This is a genomic window from Streptomyces cynarae, from assembly GCF_025642135.1.
Classification (GTDB): domain Bacteria; phylum Actinomycetota; class Actinomycetes; order Streptomycetales; family Streptomycetaceae; genus Streptomyces; species Streptomyces cynarae.
Window position 1 is genome coordinate 3,906,545 of sequence record NZ_CP106793.1, and the last position, 21,317, is coordinate 3,927,861.

Here is a 21,317-nt window from a genome sequence, read left to right on the forward strand (position 1 = left end):
TTGAGTGCAAGCTTTGTCAGGCGGTCAGTGGGGATCGGTCGGTGCCGCCAACTGTTCCCGGGTGGGTGCCGGTCGGCACCCGGGTGAGTCACTGGTCGAGGCCCTGGAGTCGGCATGGCCGGCCTTGGGCTGATACGCACATGCCAGAATCGGGGCGGGCGACCGAGTCGGCGATCTGCATTCGTCAGATGCTGCTATCGGGGTGCGTGATCTGAAGCTGTCTGCGGGAGGTGACGCCAAGCTTGCCGAAGATCTTCCGCAGGTGCCATTCAACGGTGCGGGGGCTGAGGAAGAGCCGAGTTCCGATCTCGGGGTTGGTGAGGCCTTCACGAACCAGGCGAACGATCAAGAGCTCTTGAGGCGTGAGCTCGTTAGCGGTGCTGTTCGTGCGACTGCGTATGCTTTCCCCCGTGGCCAGCAGTTCGCGTTCGGCCCGCTGGGCGAAGGCGTCCATACCCATCTCGGTGAACAGGTCGCCGGCGCGGCGAAGCTGGTCGCGTGCGGCCTGACGGCGGCGGCCTCGGCGTAGCCATTCGCCATAGAGGAGATGGGCGCGGGCCAGCTCCCCGCGGACGCTGGTGCGGCCGAGTCGGTCGATCGCCTCTCGATAATGACCCTCAGCCTCTTTTGATCCGCTCATAAGAGCACGTGAGCGCGCCTCCATGCCCAGCGACCAGTCCGTCCCGCTCGGACGAGTCACCTCTTCGAGGCGTCGAAGGGCAGGGGCGGCGTGTTCGGGTTTCCCATACCGGGCAGCAGCCTCGACGCACTCCGAGAGCAGCCAGGTCGCGACGCCGATCTCCAGAAGCTGATGTTCGGCAACGGCCTCTCGTGCGGCCGCCAACGCTTCCTTGTACCGTCCGAGGCTGTTGAAGAGCAGAGCCCTCGCCCATGCACTCGCGACCGGTCCGTTGCCTTCGCCTCGGCGGGCCGCCTCCGCGGCAGCGACCTTGGTCAGGTTGAGGCATTCGGCCTCACGGCCCTGCCAGGCAGAGAGCAACAGGGCGCCGTAGAGCGGAGTGGGTGTGCCGACCGCCTCGGAGACCGTTCTTACTTCTTCGGCCAGCGAGGCGGCCGCAGACAGGTCGCCCGCGAATACGTTCGACGCGATGCGCATGGTCAGGGCGAGTGGAAGCACCATGGTCTGACCGGCGCGCCTCGCGAGGTCCAGGTGTCGGGCGGACAGCCGGCTCCAGGCCTCGTGGTCCCATAGGCCCACGGCTGTCACACCGGCCAGCCACAACCAGCGGAGCCCCTCCGTATCGGCGAGGTCAGGGTCGCGAAAGGCATCCAGTGCCCTTCGTAGCGTGGGCACACCGGCGGCGTGACCTTCGATCAGTCGAGTTGCTGTGCCGTCGAGGAGTAGATCGGCCGGCCGGGGAGGATTCATCCCAGGAGGAGCGGAGCGCGCGGCCTCCGCCGCTTCCAACTGGCCACCGCCATAGGCCAGAGGTCCGGCGAACATCGCGGCGTTGATCGCCTCCAGGTAGGTGTCGCGGGCGAGTAGTACGTCATGTTTTTCCAGCCGTCGAGCGGCTTTGAGCAACAGGAGGGGCGCCTCGCTGCCCCTGTCGGTGGTGAACGCGATCTGGGCGCGCAACAGGTCGACCTCGGTGCGCCGACGCTCGTCGGACGGGCCAGCCTCGACGATGGACAGCAGCTTCAGGGCGGCGTCCGGAGCCCCCGCCTCGTGGGTTGCCCGTGCAGCCGCCAGCGCGCGTTCCTGGCGGCGAGCCGCATTGGGGGTCAGCTCGACCGCTCGAGCCATGAACGCGGACGCCGCAGCCAGCCCTCCGCGGGTACGCGCTCGTCCGGCAGAGCGCTCGAGTTCCACCGCAATTCTCTCGTCGGGACCTTCCGCGCCGTGTGCCGCATGCCAGACACGGCGGTCGGGGTCCGTCGCCGGATCGGTGACCGCGGCAAGCACGCGGTGTGTGCCGCGCCGTTCCTCACATGACGCCGCCCAGTAGACAGTCGAGCGAATCATGGGATGAAAGAACCGAACCCGTTCGGCGATCTCAATCAGCCCCGACGCGACGGCCGGCGTCGCCGCCGCGACACTGATCCCCAGCCGTTCGGTCGCTCGCCACAGCAGGGCCGGCTCCCCGGTCGGGTCCGCTGCGGCCGCCAACAAAAACTTCCTTGTGTCCGGCGGTAGTTCACTGATGCGCCGCGTGTAGGTCGCCCGGAGCCGATCCGTGACGGGCCGCGCCCTCGGCACACCGAAACCACCCGCCAACTCCGTCGGCGTCGATTCCTTCGGCAGCTCGAGGAGCGCCAGCGGGTTGCCTCGCGCCTCGGCGACGATCCTTTCGAGGACCTGCTCGTCCCACCGGCCCGGGAGGACGGAGCGCAGCAGCACCCGCGCCTCACGCTCGGGCAGGCCTTCCACCAGCAGCTCCGGCAGGCCGGCCGGCTCTGGAGGGTCTGACGATGCATCGTCAGACAGCCGGACTGCGAAGATCATCGCCACCGATTCGGCACGCAGCCGCCGTGCGGCGAACGCCAAGGCCTGCATGGAGGACCGGTCGAGCCACTGCGCATCATCGACGAGGCACAGCAGCGGCCGGTCCCGAGCGGTCTCGGCAAGGAGGCCGAGGGTGGCCAGGGCGACGAGGAAACCGTCCGACGCGCGCTGCGAACCGAGACCCAATGCCGCACGCAACGCGTCACGCTGAGCGGAAGGGAGAGAGCGGAGGTGCTCCGACATCGGTGCGCACAGTTGGTGCAGTGCGGCGAAAGCCAACTCCATTTCGGACTGAACACCGGTGACGCTCGCAACACGAAAGCCCCGCGCTCGCTGGATCACGTGCTCCATGAGGGCCGTCTTTCCGACGCCCGCTTCACCGCGGAGCACAAGCGACCGGCTTTCACCGCCGCGCACAGCGGCGAGTAGCTCTTCGAGCTGCTCGCACTCACTGTCCCGCCCCAGAACACGCGACAGCACCACTAGTCGGTCAACCTTTCCAACCGTCCCAGACGTCGCCTAACGATAGCAACTGGGGCTTTGGGTGATCGAGCGAAAGTTATCGGACCTTGCTGAGTCCTGACCGCTTTGCGGGAAGGGCGTGACTCGGCCCTTTCGTCGAACCGGACACCCCAGCGCCATTAGCGATCACGGTTTTCGGACATGACGTCCAACGGTGTGGCGCGCCTTCTTGGCAAGCATGCGGAAGGAGCACGGATTCATACTGATCGGTAGCTTCTTTGCGGCTTGCACTTTGAGGGGACGAAGGAAGCACCCTCCGCTATGGCGCGGATTGCAAAGAGGGGATGTATTCAGATGAAGGGAAATCAAAGTCTTTGAACTGCCGGTGAAAACGGTCGGCCTGCGCGGATTTTCGCGACGATTTTTCGGCGGTGCTGCTGAAGGGCGCGTGTGTTCTCAGGTCGTGGGCTTGATCAAGTCGGCTGCGCCAGGGCTTGGCGGGCAGCGTCGCGTACGTCCGCGTCCTCATCTGTTGTGAGTCGCTTGAGCGCGGCGTGGGCCTGGGGGGCCGGCCTTCTGGCCAGTGACCAGGCGGCCCAGTACCGGACCCAGCGATCAGCGTCGCTGGCACGGGCCACCAGGATGTCGGTGATCTTCTCGTCACGTGACGAGTAGAGGGCTGCCACGGCTGCGCAGCGGACCTCGGGCGCAGCATCGCATGTGCCGGCGATCAGGATGGCCCGGGCCCGTGGGGGATCCCCCGTGCCGAAGATGGTGCCGAGGGTGCACATCACGTCAGCGCGTACCTTCGGGTCCGGGTCGGAGGCCGCATCAGCGACTAGCCCGAAGTACTTGGTCCCGCCGAAGTCAATGATGCTCAGGCCCCACAGGCCGACTCTCCGTGTCCCGGGGTCGTCGGAAGCGGCGCAGTCCAAAGACAGCGAGAGCGCGGTCTCGGGCCACTCCTCGAAGAGTTCGAGGACGTCGAGTTGCAGTCTGTCCCCGTCGTCGTTGCGATCAGTCACCATCGCGCGTAGCAGGGCGGGCAGCGCCCCTCGGCCACAGGTTCCCGCCAGAGCGTGGGCTATTTGGTCCCGCGCGAAGGAGTCGTCGGCGGCGACGTGACGGGCGAGTCGTTGCTCCAGCTCCGGTCGCAGGAACGCGGCTGCCGGTGTTCGCAGTTGCTCCACGAGAGGCTTGAACAGAAGGTGAGCTCCAGGCACACGTTCGGCACCCGTGGCGAGCCGCTCGTCCAATTCGTTCAACGCACAGCGCAGCGCCGCGCGCTCGGCCTCGTCCTCTTCTCCACCAGTAGTCCCTGTCACGCCGGTCACCCTATGGGGGATGGTGTCGCCGTCGGCAGCCCAACTACGGTCCGTGGAGTCCGTATTCGGCGAGCCGGTCCAGCTGCTCCCTGCCTGCGTTTGGAGGAGAACGCGGTTCCGGGATGATCAAGATGCTGAAGCCCGATCGAACCGCAACCGCGTCCGTATGCCGTCATCGCTGATCTCCACGCTCGCCCGCCAACGCGCCCGCATGCGGGCGGTCTGCTGGATGACACCGCCGCGCTGGTCTCCTTGGCCGAGGTCCTCGACGCGATCCCGGACCCGCGTCGGCGCCGGGGCTGCCTCCCGCTCCTGCTGGCGGGCCACGTGCGTACCGGCAGACGGTGGTGAGCCGACGCCGAAAGCGGCCGCCAGGTGTATAGGTGCGACCGCATCGCAATTAGGCAGGCACCAGCCGGCCTGCCGGCCGGCAGAGAGTCGATGTCACCGGGTGCCGCCCTGCATGTCTCAGGCTCGTAGCGGGACCGACAGGAAGCGAGGCGTCGAGCTGGGTGAATCGGTCCCCGATAAACGAAAAGGCACGTGAAGCTCCGGGCGGACAGGCTGCCTCTTGAGAGAACAACCTGTCCACCAGGGAGCTTCACGGCTCACTGACGCCTGAGACAGTGGGCCTGTCCCTGTCGGCGGCGGGTTTCAGACCAGGCGGCGACGACCTCGGATGAAGACGAACGCGACGAGCGCAGCAGTAAGGGTGAGCAGGATGCCCGTGCCGAGCCACTGCATCGACGACATCTGCGAGATGGGCAGGTAGTCGACAGACCAGCCGACCACATCCGCCTTGCGCAGGCAGGCATCAGCCGCCTTCTGGCTCGGCTCGTGGACGCACGTGCTCCAGCCGAGGAGTCGGCCGGAGCCGGTGACGTAGGAACTGTCGAGCTGGTATGCGCCGCTCGGCAGCCTGGGAGGGGAACCCGGCTGGCCCGCGGCGTGATGAGTGGCGAGGGTGACCGTGGTGCCCAGGTGCAGTCGGGTCAGCCCCCAGACGATCTTCAAGGCGACCCCGAAGCCGAAGGCCACCACCATCGCCGTCAGCACACGCCGCAGCAGCATGCCGATGACCACGCCCGCGGCGGTGAGGAAGAGGGCGAGCGCCACGGGCACGGGACCGGTCGTGTCGAACACGGCGCCGTCGGTCCAGCTCGTCGCGTTGCCCTGAGTGCGGATCGGTGACCACCACCAGTTGTACGCCACCGAGAGCAGCGCCGTGCCGGCCGCCAGGACGAGCCCGGTGATCACCAGCTTCGTGGCGATCCACCGCCCCCGGCTTGCGGACTGCGCGGCGACCAGCTTCACGGTGCCGTTCTCCAGGTCGGGGGCGAGCAACGTAGCGCCGACGAAGACGCCGAGCAGGACCGGGACGAAGCTGAGCGCCAGACCGACCTGGGACAGGCGCTGGGAGTAGCCGGTGAAGCCCTGGACCCAGTCGTCGGACTTCAGGTGGGGCCAGCCGTACCCGGCGAGGTAGTCCACCATGACGGACCGCTGCCAGGCGATCCCGGCCACGCCCACGGCGGTGAGGGCGATCAGCGTCCAGTACGAGGCCCGGTGCTGCCGCCAGACCAGCCAGGTCATGCCGCTCAGATGCGGACGGCGGCGAGCCGTAGAAGTAGGGGCCGGCAGGGGGGCCATGGGATCCGTCAGGGTGCTCATGCCGTCACCGCCACCCGGGCCGTGGGGCTGATCAGCGCGGGCGCGTCGGGGTTGCGCAGGTAGGCGAGCAGGAGTTCCTCCAGGTTGGGGGTGTCGGCCTGCCATGGGTAGCCGATCGGCCCATCAGGGCGTATCAGAGCCGTGAACTGCCGCCCGCTGACCCGGGTTTCCACGAAGGTGTGGTGCGCGAGGGCCGCGGGCGGGTGAAGGCGGCCATCGGCGACGCCAGTCAGCAGGACGTGGGTGGACAGCAGCTCGTCCACGTCTCCGGCAAGGCGCAGCCCGCCGCCCGCGATGACCATGAGGTAGTCGCAGACAGTCTCCAGCTCGGCCAGCATGTGGGAGGACAGCAGGACGGTGGTGCCGTGCTCGGCGGCCTCGGCCATCAGCATGGTCATCAACTCGTGGCGCACCAGCGGGTCGAGGTCGGCCAGCGGCTCGTCCAGCAGGAGCAGGTCGGGGCGCTTGCCGAAGGCGACGGCGAACGCCACTCGGGTGCGCTGCCCACCCGACAGGGTGCCGATCCGAGCGTTCATCGGCACATTGCCGGAGCGCACGATGTGCTCGGCCGCCTGCTGGTCCCAGCCAGGGTTGAGCTCGCGGCCCAGGCGCAGCGTCTCGGCCACGGTGAAGCGGCGGTACAGCGGCTTCTCCTGCGCGAGGAAGGCGACCCGCCGTCCCGCCTCCGCGGAATCCGGCCTCGCGCCGAACACCCGGAGCGTGCCGGTCGTGGGTGCCAGCAGATTGGCGGCGATGCTCATCAGCGTCGTCTTGCCCGCGCCGTTCGGCCCCACGAGACCACAGATCCGGCCGGCCGGCAGCCGGAAGGAGCAGTCGCGCAGCGCCCAGCCGCGCCGGTACTTCCTGCCGATGCCGTAGGCCTCGACGGCGGACTCCTCAGGCGGCCCCGGAAGATCCATGCCCTCACTCATGCGTGCTTCCCGTTTCCCACGTTCCCGTGCCTTCCGCGGACGCCAGGGGATCGGCGTACCGCTCTTCCAGTACCGACGTGACCAGGGCGATCACGTCGTCCCGCTCCAGGCCCGCCGCGCGGGCCTGAAGCATCCACGCGTCCAGTTCGCCGCGCAGCGGGGAGTCGGGCCCGGCCTGAGGGCGGGCCAGCGACCTGCGCACGAAGGTCCCCAGTCCGGGCCGCGGCTCGACCAGCCCCTCCCGCTCCAGCTCGCGATAGGCCTTCAGCGTCGTGTTGGGATTGACCGCGCTACTTTCCGCGACCTCCTTGGCCGTCGGCAGCCGGTCCCCCGGTAGCAGCACACCCAGCCGCAGTGCCTGCTTGGTCTGCTGGACGATCTGCTGGTAGGCGGCCACCCCACTCCGCCGGTCGATGCGGAACTGCATGTCCCCGCCACCACCATTCCACTACCTAATTAGTGAAAGCATGATGCGGAGGCGGGAGTGCGGATGTCAAATGGGGTAACTCCCTGTCTCACAAGGGGCTTCAGCGTCTACCGCAACGCTTGGCCACCAAGGGCACCCATGCTCAGGGCGTCCCTGTCCACAGCCGCCAAGCACCTATGTGGGCTGCAGGGCTCGGACCGCGCTCGGCGCGGCCAAGTGCGGCGGCATCCGGCTGCGCGTCGCCCGCTGCGGACCGGGCACGGCTGCGTGAGCCTGGCGCAGGAACACATTAAGGAGCTGCCGCGCATGCTCGATCCCGACCAGCATCCGGTGATCCCGGGAGTGCTCACCCGACAGGCCGCGGGTCATCCACGCCGCGCTTACTTGTCCTTGGATTCTCCCGAGGGAGGTACTGCTCCAGGTCGCCGGAAGGATCCTGCCGTCTCCGCCGGCCTTCCGGGGACCTCGTTGGCGGCCCATCCAGCCAGGAAGGTCAGAGCCTGCTCGCTCGGCGAGTGTGGCTCCGCCGTGTAAACAAGCAGACTCTGGTCCGTGGAGCCCCGCACATCAAGCACCTGGAAGTCCAGGCTCAGCTCTCCGGCGATCGCGTGGACGAACTTCTTTCGGCCATGTCGTTGGGACCGCACCCTGTGGTCGGACCACCATCGGCGGAAGTCGAGGTCCTTCAAGGAGAGTTCCCCGACGAGCCGAGCAAGTTCGGGATCGTCCGGGTAGCGGCCGGCATCCATGCGGAGATAGGCCACGCACTCTTGGGCGACTCTCTCCCAGTCCGCATACAGCCCGCGGACCTCGGGGTCGAGGAAGGTGAGCCATATGTGGTTGCGGCGCTTGGCCGGCAGCCTGGAGTAGTCGGTGAACAGCGCGGCACTCAAGCTGTTCCACGCCAGGATGTCCATGCGACGGCCGAGCACGATCGCCGGAACGTTGACCATGCTGTCGAGAAGAACCTGTGTTGCCTGCGAGACCTGCTGGTTCCTCGGAGCGGCCAACCTCGCTTCGCCGGAGATGCCGGCTTCCGCCGCACACCGCAGCAGGTACTCCTCTTCGTCGGGGCGGAGCTCGAGCGCCCTGGCGAGGGCCGTGAGGATGGCGGGCGAGGCCGACTTCACACGGCCTTGTTCGAGCCGCACGATGTAGTCCACGCTGACGCCCGCCAGTGACGCGAGTTCCTCACGCCGCAGCCCCGGCACTCGGCGGTGCCCAGTCGTGGGCAACCCCACCTGCTCCGCACTGACCCGGGCGCGGCATGCGCGCAGGTATTCACCGAGTTCCGTCACGGCAGCCTCCTTCTCATATGACCCGGACGAGTCATACGGCGGGTCAGATGGTGACCTTCGCGTCGTCATGATCTGTAGACAAGGCCAGCTCACGCCAGGTGTCGGTCTCCTCGCGAAGCTGAGCGATCTTATGGTCCATGGCGGCCACGCAGTCGCTGCCGAGCTGGGCCCGCAACGGCGGGTTGGCGGCATCCGCTAGGGCGAGGATGGCCGTGGCTCCCTTGACGGGGTCGCCGGGCTGGGCGTGATTGAGTCCGGGAACGGCCTGCCGCACGGCGCCGGCGGTCTCGGCGTAGTCGGAGATGACCTGGCCTTCCGTGTGCAGGCTGGTGGCGTCCAGGAAGTCGGTGCGGAAATATCCCGGCTCGACAATCGTGACCTGGATCCCCAGCGGTGCCAGTTCCGCGCGCAGCGCCTCGGACAGGCCCTCGACGGCGAACTTGGTGGAGCAGTAGACACCGAAGCCCGCCACGCTCTCGAAGCCCCCGATGGAACTCAGGTTGAGAATGCGGCCCGACCTCTGTCGGCGCATGACCGGCAGAACGGCGCGCGTGACGTTGGCCAGTCCGAAGACATTGATGTCGTAAACCGAGCGGATCGCGACGTCGGAGGTCTCCTCAACGGCGCCCAGCACCCCCCGTCCCGCGTTGTTGACCAGGATGTCGATCGTGCCGAACCTTTCGAGAGCTGCCTCGACAGCGTCGCGGGTCTGGGCCTCGTCGGTCACGTCCAGGGCGACAGGGAGCAGGCTGTCCCCGTACGGGGAGAGCGCGTCCCGTACCTGCTCAGGTTTGCGGGCCGTCGCCACGACCTTGTCGCCCCGCTCCAGAGCCTGGCGCGCGATCTCCAGGCCGAAGCCGCGGGACGCACCGGTGATGAACCAAGTGGTCATGCCACTACCTCTCATTTGTTTGATGTTAGGAAAACCAGGTCAGAAGCCGCGAATTTTCATGTCCGCGGCGGTGGAACAGCGCTCACTGCGCTCTGTGGCTGGCAGCGCCCCTCCCTGGCCGGGACTCGGGCCGTGCCCATGGGTCAGTGATGGCGCCCGCCAGCACGCCGAGCAGGGGCCACCATCAGCCCGCACCACCAGAAGGCAGCGGCGACACCGAACACCGACTCCGACTACCAGCAGCGCGCACCCCGTCACTGACGCTGCCCGGTCGCCGAGCCTCCGCAGCAGCATCGGAGCGACGACGCCACAGCCCTGCACTACACGGATGACCAGCGAGGACAGCGCCCTGTCACCGGTGTGCAGTAGGTCGGTTACCAGGTCGACACCCAGTGCCAGATGCAGGCCGACGACCGCCCAGCTAGCCGTCACGGCGGGAGCCACCCGGAGGAGGGTGCTGAGTGGCTCCGTACCCAGCCGTAGCGTCCGGGGGCGCCAATGATCGTCCGTTGAGGGTCAGGATCGCCGAGGGCGTAGCAGGCGTAGATGACCGTAGACAGTGGTCGCTCCGAAGTGCCATTGCTGCTGGTAGAGACCGTACAGCCGAGACGGTGCGCTGCTGGCGGCCATGACCGCGAAGACGACGCCGACCACGGTTTTGAAGTGCCAGGCGCGGTGTGGGGCGCCGGTGCCCCCGCACCTCGGGGAGCAGCCGGCTTGCCGACGATCAGCAGTCTTGCCAACTTTCGAAGGGAATCCGGCTTCGGTACCAGAGGCGGCTTTCATGTACGAAGGGGCCTTGCGGAATCCATCGTCGTGGCGCAGCGCCGGGGCAGACAGAGAGGGCTTTTCCTGGGCCGCCGTCCCTAGGAAAGCCAGTACCAGGCACGCTGAACAGGCTGCCTCAGGGCTACCCGCCGCGCATCCCCCGTTTCCGCAACTCCTGGCGCAGCACCGGAGTCAGCGCCTCGGCGCAGGACTCTGCGATGTGGCTCTCGTCGCGGGGGACGAACGTGTCACCCACGACCAGGGGGCACCTGTCCGTCCTGGGGCACAGCGAAGGGCTTCGGGTCTGCTCACTCGAACGAGGCGGGCGCCCTGCCGGTTGGCTGGGATGTACCGCCGCGGCCGGAAGGCCACGGTGCACAGTCATGTGACCGCTGCGCCCCTGACCGCACCCGGGTTCCCCTGTTGCCCCTCGCTCGCGCCGGCGCCCGGCCGCGCCTCCACGGCTGCGCGGGGCAGGCCTACTTGGTGTTGGGCTGCCGTGCACGACGCCGCCAAGGAGTACGTGATGTCCGGCCGCTCCCCCACCCGTGCGGAACCGGTGCTCGAACCGGCGGCCCACGCGTTCGCGGAGGCCACCGCAGAGCCGCCGTACCTCATGGACCTGGGATCGACGGAGGGCGCAAACGCCTGAACGGCTGCGATCGTACGGGCGGTCCAGGGCCCATCTCGCGTGACGGTCGCGACCTCTCAGTGACACCCGGCAGGGTCGTCACAACGCTGGGCCATGAGGGCCCCGTGGCATCCGACTGCTGCGGACGACAATCGCCGTATTCCTCAACTGTGTTTAGTTTTACGCGTCATTATGGTGCCCGAAGTGACACCTAGCGGTGCGCGAGCCGCGTTACGGCTGGTGCCAGGTGAGGAAGGCCGATGAATGTGTCGTGGCCGCAGCGCCTGGGTCTGGGGGACCGGGTACGGCTCGGCGGTCGTGCCTGGGTTGTGTCCAGGGTGGCGCTCGGAGTCGTTGAGCTGACGGACCCGTTCGGCGATGTGCGCCAAACGGGCATCCCGGAGCTGGTGCGAAGCGCGGACTTCGACGTGCTGGAGCAGGGTCCTCGATCCTCACCGATTCGCGGCCCGTCGGCGACCGAGGCGTCGCTGGAGCGAGCCAGATGGTGGGAACGCCACATCGTGGAAGTCATCACCGGGCTGCCTTTCGGCGCCGATCCCGAGAACGTGCCCCGAGCCGAGTACGACCCGGCGGTGCGTTCGCTGCGAGAGAGGGAAGAAGCCAAGGCGTCCGAGCTCAGGGCGGCGGGTGTGGCGAGTGCCTCGGCGCGTACCGTGCGACGCCGCCGTCAGCACTACCAGGTATGGGGCCTCGAAGGGCTGATCGACGGGCGAGCCGTCCGAGAGCCGACGCCTGGTTCTCGGCAAGATCCGCGTGTATTGAAGGTGCTCCTGTCCCTGGTCTCGGACGACGCCCGGCAGGGGCGGACGTATTCGGCGGAGCACTACCGCCAGGCCACGGCAAAAATGCTGAAGTCCCTGTATGGGAGCGGAACCGTAGCGCTGCCATCCCGGTCGACGTTCCAGCGGCTTGTGAACGACCTCGTCTCCTGGCAGGGCCGGGCAGAAGGCATTCCGGTGGTCGGCGCCGCGGGCATCCGGCTGTCCCGGCCGGGAGAGCGGGTCCATGTCTCCACCGTCCCTCTCGCATTGCCCTCGCGACTGGCTCATCTCGCGAAGAGGCCACTGCTGATGACGGTGGCGATGGACGAACTGACCTGGAGCGTCTGTACGTTGATGGTTTACTCCTCCCGGCAGTCTCTCGACGCACCCTTGCTGCTGGCGCGCCTGTGCAATCCGCCCGTTCTGCGGGACGCCGAGACACACAGCAGGGGTCCGGAATTCCGGGCAGTACCACTGATCATTCCTGAGTCGCTGGTGCTCGACCGGCACCCGCTGCGTCGTCGGCGCATCTTCATGGACGCATGTCGGGAGCTGGGCATCCACGTCGGCGTACACCATCCCTCGATGAAGTTGGAGAGCGAGCGGATCACGACACGACTCGTCACACTCCTCAACGCCGAGCTGGCCAACTTTGGGGCTGACTTGCCTTCCGACGAGGCAGCGCTCACCAGCCGGCTTCAGGTGCGGGCCGAGCAGTGGGTGGAGTCGGTCTGGCAGCACCAGCCCCAGTGGGCGTTGCAAGAGGTGGCCGGCGGCTGGGAGCAGCCGACGCCCAGCTCAGCCTACGAGGCCAGCGTCGCCCGACTGGGCTGGGTGCACCTTCCCCCGGGCGAACGGTTGGCCTTGGGTCTGTTGCCGAGCGTGGAACGGCGGGTGGGCGCGCACGGAATCGAGGTAAGAGGACGGCGCTACGACAGCGCGGAACTCCGCCCGTCAGGGTCTGCCACCGAGAGCACACGCTCCGTCCCACCTCAGTTGGTGCAGACGCGGTTCGACCCGCACGACATTCGCCAGGTGTGGGTGGACACTGAAACCGGAACATGCCTGCGCATCCCGCTGGCCCGGAAGAACTCGATCAGCCGCCCTCCCCGGCATCGCGGCAGAGACGCAGTCGGTGTCGGTCTGAGCAATGGCCGTCCTTCGAGCAGTGGCGTTCCGGCTCCGTCTGCCTCGCTGGATCACACGCAGGAACGCCTGGCCTATCACGCCCGGCTCCCGGTTCTGCAGACACCGTTCCTACGCGAGGTGCTGAAGCTGGGAGACCGGCTCACCGTGCTGAACCGTACCGCGGTCGGTGGCCGGCACGGACTTCTGATCACCGGACCACCCCGCAGTGGGAAGACGACGGCGCTCCAGGAGCTGGAGCGGCGCTTCACAGGGCCGCTCAATGAGGGCCTTTGTCGCGGCCGGGTCGTCCGCCTCCGGCTGCATCCCGCCGACAACGCGCGCACGGTGCTCGAGAAGCTGGCTGACAGCTTGGACCTTCCTTCTCTTCCACGGTCGGTGAGCGCGGCTTCAGACGCAGCGCGCGAGGCTCTGCTGGCGTCGGGTACCGCAGTGGTTCTGGTCGACGATGCCTTCTCCGCCGGCTTGCGAACCACCTTGAAAGACAGCCCAGTCGATGCGCTGTGTTTCGTCGCAGAGCAGGTGCCGACCACCTTCGTGTACACAGGGACGGAGGAGGAGGGACCCCTCACCGTGCCCGGGACGCTTGCGGGCCGCCTGGCCCACTTGGCGGCGACTCCCATGCCGTACGGGAAGGACTGGGTACGTCTCGTCGAAGATCTCGACGATGATCTCCGTCTACGTCAGCAGGAGCCTGGTGCTCTGGTCCGGTTGGCGTCGGTGCTGCACACCAGAACCGGCGGCTGGGCAGGCACCCTGGCCCACCTCGTGCGTTCTGCCGCCATCGAGGCGATCCTCACCGGACGTGAGGAAATCACCGAGCAGGACTTCGACCTCATCATCGTGTGAGCCGTCATGTCCGGCAGCGGCGTCCGGCGGCTGGCGCAGTGCCGCAGCTCTGGAAACCAGGTTTTGTGAACAAGCGAGATTGCGGCCGTCTCTTAAGACCAACATCGGTGTATATCCCATGGCACAACCCAACAACGTGTTCTGCCCTTTCCCAAAGGAAGCCAGGACCGCAAAAGGCCGGGCCAGGCAAGATGCCGATCACGGCCGGTCCATCCCCTGCCCACGTCTGACCATGTCTGCCCTCCTCTCGGGATGGGCAGACGGCCTGCCTCATCCCCCCTTACTGTGGCGCCCATGAGTCAGCACGAAGGCCACCCGCCCTCGGCAGACTGGGTGGCTCAGGAAATGGAGCAGATGCTCCGAGAGTGCAACGCGCTGATCGAGTCCCATGACGAGCAACTGGGCCGCCTGCGTGCGTCGATCGCCGCCATCGAGACTGAACGAGAGCGTGCATGCACCAACCGGGACAGTGCTCGGCAGGTACTGGAAACGCTGCGCGCGGCCGTCTTGGAAGGCCAGCAACTGCGCGCCACTCGGACCCAATCTGCCAACCCTCGCATGCGCGTGGTCCCGGACGTCGTAGCCTCCGCCTCTTCGGCCGCGGGCGACTCCGGGGACGATCCGACCGACGGGGTGCCCCCGTCCGGCAATCCGGTCGTCCTCATCGAAGGCCGGCGTTCCGTGGCGATCATGGAAGTGATCTCGACCGACGGCAGACGCAACTGGAGCGTTCGGGACGTTACGGAGGCCCTCGGTGAACCCCTTAAAGCCATCCGCCGCAATCGCTCGGTCCTTGAAAGTCTTCACGACCGAGGCGTCCTGCTGAAGGAGGAGGTTCCTGGCGGCAGAGGGACCACGAAGAAGAAGGTCTTCTATCGGCTCGCGGCCCCGTGGCAGGCAGCTTGACCTCGAAGGGTCACGGCCCATGAGGTCGTAGTCCGGCGCACAACTTCATACTCATCGACCGCCGCTGTGTCTTCGGCGCCATGGATTGGAGCCCCGGGCCTGGGACACGGCGGCGGTCAGCGTCCACGAAGGTCGCCGCTTTTGACGCTACAGGCTTGCGCTAGCGCGCGTCGGGCGTTCGGCCAACTCACCCCCCGAAGGGTCGAACACGCATGCGCGCTTCCTTAGCGGGTTCGAGGGCTGCTTTCCTCGCGCTCCGCCGTTTCCACGTCTCGCTGCCGATTGATCCGCTCGGGCTGAGGCTGGGCCCGTTTCCCGGTCTCGTCCAGCGGCCACTCCAGATGATCGGGCCAAAGCCGTTCCCCGAGGGCCCCTTCCAGGCTGGCCACCGTCAGCAGGTCCGGCCATACGGTGCCGGCCAGGACGTTGGCGATGACCTGCCGGTTGACATCACTCACCTGGGCCAGTGCGTTGGCGCTGATGTTCTTCCGTTCCATGGCCTCCGCGAGTGCGCGGGCGACGGCCTGGGCCACCTGCGCCCCGAGGTGGTGATCCATCACGGCGTATGGCCAGTCGCCGTCGTCGATGTATTCGAACGGCTTCTTGGCACGTCGCGTTCCTCCGGGCATGTGAACAGTGTGACGGAGGGGCCGCCGAGGTGCGCCCACCCAGCCAGCATGCTACTTGAATGGCATGGGCTTGTGAGAGAGAACCAGCAAGCACACTCGCGGGGCCTTTCGCATGTCCTCACGAGACGAATCGACGATGGAGGAGTGCGGTCATGAGCAGTCGCAGGAATGCTCCAGCGCCGCCGGGGCAGTCGCTGCCCACGGACCGCGTCCTGGCTCATGAACAATTGGTGATCATTTGGGTTGCGTGTGCCGCAAAGGACCCGTTCTCGCCGCGTGATCTGGAAGAACTCACGGGCATCCCGGCCCACCGCTGCGGTCTCGTGATGAGCTTCCTGCGTGCCTGCGGACTGGTCGAGCGAGCGGGCGGACGCAGTGTCCACCGGCCGACGGCGGCAGCAGATCGTGTGGCGCGGGCACGCGAGGAGAGCGAGGAGAAGGGCCTGCAGACCCTGCGGGATACGTGGAGGGGATCTTGGTTCGCCCAGGGAACGCGCTCCCGTCTGGCGCAGGGTCCCGCGCTCCGGATCGGCCTTGTGAGCAAACTACTGACGCTCGCCCGCGCGGGTGAGACGCACCACCGTCATATGGAGGTCCTGGTCGACCTGATGGTGGCGGTCGGCATGCTGATTCCCGAGGACGACGGCTACCTGAGCTGGTACGAGCACCGGGCCGTGCCACGATCGCGCACGACGGCCCGTACGGCTCACGCTGATCGTTCACCCTCTCCTGACTTGGGCGTCCACGCTGACTGCCCGGACGAGGACAGCGCGCTCGAAGGCTTCCTCCCCGCTCCACGCTCCGAGTCCGGCCACTCGTTGGACCAGAACCCCCATCGGGACCTCATGGGGCTGCTGAGCCCGCCGATCTTGCTGGCCGACCTGGCACGCCTGTCCGCCGAGGACGTCGTCGCCCTGCACCGCCACATCTGCGGACTGGCCGCAATTCTCGCCAAGTTGAGGAGGGTGTCCATGCCCTGACCACCCAAATAGCAGGTCCGGCGGCGCCGCATCCCTTGGCCGGGTGGCACCGCCGGACCCCAGCCTCCACCACCACTCCGCGCGGCAGAGCCGCGCCAACGAGGGGCTTCAGCATGCCCTCACACACGGCGAGGGGCACCGACCACGGTAGCGGGCCCACGCCGCTTACAGCACACTCGCGCCGCGTCGCCTTATGCGCGCGGCCACGTTCGGGAAGGCGCCCGTGGCCAGAACGAAGATCCGAAATGCTCTGCTGTCCGTGGCCCGCGTATGGCAGAGGCGTGCCACCGCAGGAGAGCTCAGCGTCGAGACCGTCACCCTCTACATCCAGGTCATCGAACGCCTCCTGCGCTTCGCCGAGGCGCAGGGCGTGACCTGTCTGGACGACATCACAGCCGAGCTCGCCTCCTACTTCATCGAGGCCCCGGGGAATGATCGCCACCGGGGCGTCATCCTCACACCCGCCGGTGGCACCCGCCGTCAACGCCGCTCCGCGCTCGAAGCGCTCTTCACGGAGGCACGGGCGCTCGGCCTCACCAAGGCGGCCCCGCTCGTCGACCTTCCTCCGATCCCCCGCAGCCCGCGCAAACCAGGGAACGAACTGACCGACCCTGACATGCAGTTGCTCCGCTTCCACGCGGAGCGCGGCATGCCGGCCACCCGCCACGCCGCCCTTCTGGCCCTGCTCCTGGCTGGGCTGCACACCGCAGAGATCGCCGCCGCTACCACCGATGACCTCGACCTGACCGCAGCTGAGGTATGGACCAACGGTGCCACCCGCACGCGCAGCCGTTGCTGCCGACTCGATGAGTGGGGCGTTCGGGTGCTGCGGCTACGCCGCACCCACCTCCTGCACGCTACCGAGACCGGCCCTCCGCCACGCCTGGTCACCGCGGCTTCCTCCGCCTACCGCTCCCAGGCGAGCGTCTGCAGCGGCTTTGGGGACATCGCCCGTCGCAGCGGGCTGTCCACGGGGCGGCGCAAGGTCGAGCCCAAGGACGTCACCCGCTATGTCGCCCGGAAGATCCTCCACGAGACCGGTCAGCTGTCCGAGGTCGCCCGCCGCCTGGGACTGTCCTCTCTGGACGCAGCCGCTGGCCTGGCCGGACACCGGTGGAACCCAGAAGGCGAAGGTGGCGAAGCGGCGTGAGCACTCCCAAAAAGCGCCCCCGCTGCGCCGGTACAAAGAGTAAGGAACGCCCCTGGCTACTCGGTCCGATCCCCGACGATGCCTTCGGCTCTGCCTCCGACCTCCCGCCACCACCCGGCCCCGAAGCGCCACCAATCGCGATCGACGAGCGGTTCGAGCACCTCCTGAGCAATCCCGACCTGTTCGAGGCCGTCCGGCAGGCTCTGCCGGCCCGCGAACAGAACAGCGTCGGACGCCCCCCGACCCACCCTCCCTACATCTACTTTCTCTTCCTCTGTGCGATTTCCGTCTTCGGCTCCGCACGAAGCACGGCACGTCACCTCCAGCGAGAAATGTGGTGGAACGCGGTACGCAAGGCTGTAGAGAAACACCTCGGCCCTGAAGAAGCCGAGTCCCTTAAAGCTGTCGGCCCCAACAGAAGTCAATGGAATTACTTTTTCAAGAACCAACTCAAGGAACACGTGAATGCCGTACGCGACGCAAGTCGGGATTTATGGATCCAGCAGGCACTGGACATGGGGCTAATGACGGAATCGAGACCCCGCGGAAGCTGGATCTATCCGGATCGCGACCAGGTAATCCACGGTGACGCGACGGTTGCAGCGCCGCCTTCAAGCCAGACTCACCACGAGACCGTAAACAAGGAAACCGGCGAAAAACGCCGCCACCGCGTGGACGAGGACGCCAGCTACACAACCGAGGGTGGAGGCCGTAGAGTATATGGGAATAAATTCCTCTCCCTTGCTGTCCGTGCGGCAAACACCCCTCACAGCCGGGTGATCCTGGCTCTGGAATCAATCCGCCACAAATCGAGGAAACGTGACCCCGAACGCGATGACGAGGGGACAGCCGTGGTCCGCCTCGTTCGCCTTCTCCTTAGTAAAGCCCCTGGGATCCGCGGGTTCACATACGACACCGCCCTGCGCGGCGTCCACCGGGCGCCGCTGATCTCAGATGGAATCGTCGTTTTCACTCCGCAGCATGGCGGTATCCAGCCGCACCCGATCCAACGATATGAGCACGGAAAGTGCCGTCACGACATCTACGCCGTCGAAGGCCGGGCCTGCGAACGCCATATCACCGTTGACGGCGAGACGTACTACGCCCCCCTCGCGGTTGAGGAACTGGAACGCCGAAAGCAGAAAGCGACCCGCTTCTATCATCGCCTCACCATCCCCTGCCCTAGTGGCCACCACGAACTCCGCATCCGCGTGGACGAAACTCAAGCGGACCGAGAAATCGATCCGTCCACCAGAAAGCAGCGGTTCAATAGGGCCGAGCACCTGAGGCAAGTCCCGCCTGACACACCTGCGGGCCGACGCCTCAAGGGGTTCCGACAGGACAGCGAGTCAAACCACTCACGCTTCGACCAGCGCTATCCGCATAAACGGGTTCCCGCCTACGGCGCCAATGCCGCCCTGCTGATCTACATCGGCTACGCCTGGGTCAACAATTCCACTGCCCGAGCCGTGGCCCAGAGCACCAGGGGCCTGGACCAGCCGCCGGCCGACCTCGCAGCCTGACGCCTACCCGCCTCCCATCCCACCCACTCGCCCAGCCCAGCCCAGCGACACTCACTTCCGACCTGACCTGCCTCGCAGCAGCCAACCTGACCAACCTTCCGGCCGACGCGGCACCAGCCGCTACACTGTGGGCGGTGGCACGGCTGCAGGCCAGCTCTGCCATCGCAACACTGCCGGGAACGCGTCTGACAAGGTCGCCTAATTGGGCACCAATTTCAGACACGTTTTCCGACAGATCCCTGCCTTCGTAGCTCAGGGGATAGAGCACCGCTCTCCTAAAGCGGGTGTCGCAGGTTCGAATCCTGCCGGGGGCACAACGCATTGCCGCTCTGGCCTGGGGTTTCTTTTCCCGGGGAGGGCTCCTGCTCGGCCTCGGACTCCTCGTCCGGGGCCGTTTGCGTGAGCGGACGGGGAGTTGATCTCCCGAACGTCTCCCCACCAGGCCGTGCCCGATCGCGCCGAGCAGGTCATCGACGACCCCGCCTTCGACGCACTCACCGCCACCCTCGCCGATGCCGAAGCAGCCGACCACGACCCGGAACGCCCGCTTATTCAGGCGGCCGATCAGCGTGCCTTGGACGACGCCCGCTGGCCTGCACGGGTCCTGACCTGGCGCATCCAACGCCTCGGCGCACGGCCGGCACCCAGCCCGTGCGGCCCGAGCCCGCTCCTCAGCAGTGGCGCATGCATTTGGGCCCGCCAGCGGGGCCGGGCCGACACCCCTGTCCTGGCCTCGGCCGTTACCAGACCCCAAGGCACGGCGGAGCCGGACAAGACAGGCCGGGTGGCTACCGGTGCCGAGTGGCCGCCCGGCGGTGCCCGCGACTTACGATGCGGGGTCGGCGCCGTTCGCCGCTCGGGGGGCCATGGGCCCCATTGATACTGGCACCATACGCGCGGAGACCTGCTCTGGTCGCGCTGAGCGGCCGAGGCGGGGTGCCGGGCTGTCATGCCCGGTGGCCCGTTGCACCACGGCCCGTCCAGTTTTCGTTATCGGCCTCGCCCCAGCCCGTCTCCGTAGCATGCATGTGACACGACCGATCAGCCGCCGCACCATGCTCAAGGCCGCGGGCGCCACAGCCGGAGCCGTCGGCCTCGCCACCGTCGCCACCCCCTCGGTGGCCGCGGGCGGGTCCTTCGCGCACCCCGGCCTCCTCCACACCGGCGCCGACCTCGCCCGTATGGCCGCCAAGGTCAAGGCCGGCGCCTCCCCCTACACCGCCGGGTACGCGAAGCTGACCGCCAACCGGCATTCACAGAGCGACTGGACGCCCAATCCGCAGGCCATCGTGTACCGAGGCGTGGAACTGCGCCCCCGCAGCACGTGGCCGCAGAACTACGGGATCCTCTACAACGACATCCACGCCGCGTACCAGAACGCCCTGCGCTACCACGTCAGTGGCGACCGCGCCCACGCCGACACCGCCGTCGCGATCCTCAACGCCTGGTCGGCGAAGCTGACGAAAGTCGACGGCAGCGCCGACCGGTTCCTGGCCGCCGGGATATACGGGTACCAGGCCGCCAACGCAGCCGAACTCGTACGCGACCACAAGGACTTCCATCTCGATAGATTCCAGAAGATGCTGCTCGACGTCTTCTACTCGGTGAGTGAGGATTTTCTCGCCAGGCACAACGGCACCCCCGCCCCCCACTACTGGCCCAACTGGGACCTGTGCAACATGGCCTGCGCGCTGGCCACGGGCATCTTCTGCGACGACCAGGCCAAGGTCGAACGGGCCGTCGAGTACTTCAAGCACGGCGACGGCATGGGCTCGATCAAGCACGCCATTCCGGTCGTGCACGACGACGGGCTCGCCCAGTGGATGGAGGCCGGGCGCGACCAGGGGCACTCGCTGATGGGCGTCGGCCTGATGGGCACCGTCTGCGAGATGGCCTGGAACCAGGGCATCGACCTGTACGGCTACGACGACAACCGCTTCCTCAAGGGCGCTCAGTACGTGGCCAAGTGGAGCCTGGGCGGGAATGTGCCGTACACGCCCTACGCCAGCCTGGACCGTCGGCCGGGGATCCAGCACCCCACCAACGTCGCCCCCGCCAGCCCGGCGCAGATGCGGCCGGTCTGGGCCATGGTCGCCAACCACTACACCAAGCGGCGCGGGCTGTCCGCCACATACCTCACGCAGATCGCCGCCAAGGCCGCGCCCGAGGGCGGCGGCGGGGACTACGGGCCCAACAGCGGCGGGTTCGACCAGCTCGGCTTCGGGACACTGGCGTTCACGCGGGACAAGGCGACGGACACCAAGGCCACACCGAAGCCCGCCGCTTCAGCCTCGGGCGCCGCCTCCGACTCGCGGCCCCAGACGGCGGCCTCCGCTTCCGCGTCCCCCACCGGGGGCGGCCTCGCCGCGACCGGCTCCGGCGAGATCGTCGGGTGGACGGCCGCCGCGGGCGTCACCGCCGTCGCCGGCGGCCTGCTCTTCCTGCGCCGCCGCGACCGGGGTCGCCACGGGGCATAGTA

At 67.5% G+C, this 21,317-nt stretch carries 15 protein-coding genes and 1 tRNA gene; 8 read left to right on the forward strand and 8 right to left on the reverse strand.

All coding sequences use genetic code 11. The features are described 5' to 3' along the window. Positions 1 to 184: 184 nt before the first annotated feature. The 7 genes from N8I84_RS17885 to N8I84_RS17915 form a co-directional block, all read right to left on the reverse strand. On the reverse strand, positions 185 to 2,950 hold the full coding sequence (locus tag N8I84_RS17885; protein WP_263230472.1) for a helix-turn-helix transcriptional regulator: 2,766 nt from the start codon (positions 2,948 to 2,950) through the stop codon (positions 185 to 187). Between the two features lie 452 nt (positions 2,951 to 3,402). Continuing rightward, positions 3,403 to 4,254 (reverse strand): HEAT repeat domain-containing protein, encoded by an 852-nt coding sequence (locus tag N8I84_RS17890; protein ID WP_263230473.1) that lies wholly within the window; start codon positions 4,252 to 4,254, stop codon positions 3,403 to 3,405. Between the two features lie 654 nt (positions 4,255 to 4,908). Then, positions 4,909 to 5,925 (reverse strand): ABC transporter permease subunit, encoded by a 1,017-nt coding sequence (locus N8I84_RS17895; RefSeq protein WP_263230474.1) that lies wholly within the window; start codon positions 5,923 to 5,925, stop codon positions 4,909 to 4,911. Continuing rightward, complete coding sequence (locus tag N8I84_RS17900) at positions 5,922 to 6,857, reverse strand: ATP-binding cassette domain-containing protein (RefSeq protein WP_263230475.1); 936 nt, start codon at positions 6,855 to 6,857, stop codon at positions 5,922 to 5,924. The genes N8I84_RS17895 and N8I84_RS17900 overlap by 4 nt, the downstream gene beginning before the upstream one ends. Continuing rightward, positions 6,850 to 7,284 (reverse strand): GntR family transcriptional regulator, encoded by a 435-nt coding sequence (locus N8I84_RS17905; protein WP_263230476.1) that lies wholly within the window; start codon positions 7,282 to 7,284, stop codon positions 6,850 to 6,852. The genes N8I84_RS17900 and N8I84_RS17905 overlap by 8 nt, the downstream gene beginning before the upstream one ends. A 380-nt stretch (positions 7,285 to 7,664) precedes the next feature. Next, a complete protein-coding gene (locus N8I84_RS17910) occupies positions 7,665 to 8,582 on the reverse strand; it encodes a helix-turn-helix domain-containing protein (RefSeq protein ID WP_263230477.1) in 918 nt (305 codons plus the stop codon). A gap of 43 nt (positions 8,583 to 8,625) precedes the next feature. Then, positions 8,626 to 9,474 carry an oxidoreductase gene (locus N8I84_RS17915; RefSeq protein ID WP_263230478.1) on the reverse strand — a complete coding sequence of 283 codons (849 nt, stop codon included), beginning with the start codon at positions 9,472 to 9,474 and terminating at the stop codon, positions 8,626 to 8,628. A gap of 1,267 nt (positions 9,475 to 10,741) precedes the next feature. On the opposite strand from N8I84_RS17915, the gene N8I84_RS17920 reads away from it, so the two are divergent. The 3 genes from N8I84_RS17920 (at position 10,742) to N8I84_RS17930 (ending at position 14,556) form a co-directional block, all read left to right on the forward strand. Beyond that, positions 10,742 to 10,894, forward strand: coding sequence for a hypothetical protein (locus N8I84_RS17920; protein ID WP_263235061.1), 153 nt, complete (start codon positions 10,742 to 10,744; stop codon positions 10,892 to 10,894). Positions 10,895 to 11,133: 239 nt separating this feature from the next. Further along, on the forward strand, positions 11,134 to 13,650 hold the full coding sequence (locus N8I84_RS17925; RefSeq protein ID WP_263230479.1) for a Mu transposase C-terminal domain-containing protein: 2,517 nt from the start codon (positions 11,134 to 11,136) through the stop codon (positions 13,648 to 13,650). A gap of 294 nt (positions 13,651 to 13,944) precedes the next feature. Further along, positions 13,945 to 14,556, forward strand: a complete 612-nt coding sequence (locus N8I84_RS17930) for a hypothetical protein (RefSeq protein WP_263230480.1) — start codon at positions 13,945 to 13,947, stop codon at positions 14,554 to 14,556. Between the two features lie 224 nt (positions 14,557 to 14,780). Here the strand turns inward: N8I84_RS17930 and N8I84_RS17935 are convergent, their stop codons facing one another. Next, positions 14,781 to 15,185: a helix-turn-helix domain-containing protein gene (locus tag N8I84_RS17935; protein ID WP_263230481.1), complete on the reverse strand. Its 405-nt coding sequence runs from the start codon at positions 15,183 to 15,185 to the stop codon at positions 14,781 to 14,783. A gap of 326 nt (positions 15,186 to 15,511) precedes the next feature. Here N8I84_RS17935 and N8I84_RS17940 point away from each other — a divergent pair, with 326 nt between their 5' ends. From N8I84_RS17940 to N8I84_RS17965, 5 genes are all read left to right on the forward strand, one after another. Next, complete coding sequence (locus N8I84_RS17940; protein WP_263230482.1) at positions 15,512 to 16,165, forward strand: hypothetical protein; 654 nt, start codon at positions 15,512 to 15,514, stop codon at positions 16,163 to 16,165. Between the two features lie 223 nt (positions 16,166 to 16,388). After that, positions 16,389 to 17,315, forward strand: a complete 927-nt coding sequence (locus tag N8I84_RS17945) for a hypothetical protein (protein WP_263230483.1) — start codon at positions 16,389 to 16,391, stop codon at positions 17,313 to 17,315. After that, positions 17,312 to 18,838, forward strand: a complete 1,527-nt coding sequence (locus N8I84_RS17950) for a hypothetical protein (RefSeq protein ID WP_263230484.1) — start codon at positions 17,312 to 17,314, stop codon at positions 18,836 to 18,838. The genes N8I84_RS17945 and N8I84_RS17950 overlap by 4 nt, the downstream gene beginning before the upstream one ends. A gap of 241 nt (positions 18,839 to 19,079) precedes the next feature. Continuing rightward, a tRNA-Arg gene (locus N8I84_RS17955) sits at positions 19,080 to 19,152 on the forward strand. A gap of 708 nt (positions 19,153 to 19,860) precedes the next feature. After that, positions 19,861 to 21,315: an alginate lyase family protein gene (locus tag N8I84_RS17965; protein WP_263234799.1), complete on the forward strand. Its 1,455-nt coding sequence runs from the start codon at positions 19,861 to 19,863 to the stop codon at positions 21,313 to 21,315. The last annotated feature ends 2 nt before the right edge of the window (positions 21,316 to 21,317 follow it).

Coding starts and splice junctions, on each gene's coding strand:
- N8I84_RS17905 (WP_263230476.1), bottom strand. CDS start 7,284: ATGCAGTTCCGCATCGACCGGCGGAGTGGGGTGGCCGCCTACCAGCAG.
- N8I84_RS17915 (WP_263230478.1), bottom strand. CDS start 9,474: ATGACCACTTGGTTCATCACCGGTGCGTCCCGCGGCTTCGGCCTGGAG.
- N8I84_RS17900 (WP_263230475.1), bottom strand. CDS start 6,857: ATGAGTGAGGGCATGGATCTTCCGGGGCCGCCTGAGGAGTCCGCCGTC.
- N8I84_RS17895 (WP_263230474.1), bottom strand. CDS start 5,925: ATGAGCACCCTGACGGATCCCATGGCCCCCCTGCCGGCCCCTACTTCT.
- N8I84_RS17940 (WP_263230482.1), top strand. CDS start 15,512: ATGAGCTTCCTGCGTGCCTGCGGACTGGTCGAGCGAGCGGGCGGACGC.
- N8I84_RS17965 (WP_263234799.1), top strand. CDS start 19,861: ATGCATGTGACACGACCGATCAGCCGCCGCACCATGCTCAAGGCCGCG.
- N8I84_RS17925 (WP_263230479.1), top strand. CDS start 11,134: ATGAATGTGTCGTGGCCGCAGCGCCTGGGTCTGGGGGACCGGGTACGG.
- N8I84_RS17930 (WP_263230480.1), top strand. CDS start 13,945: ATGAGTCAGCACGAAGGCCACCCGCCCTCGGCAGACTGGGTGGCTCAG.
- N8I84_RS17935 (WP_263230481.1), bottom strand. CDS start 15,185: ATGCCCGGAGGAACGCGACGTGCCAAGAAGCCGTTCGAATACATCGAC.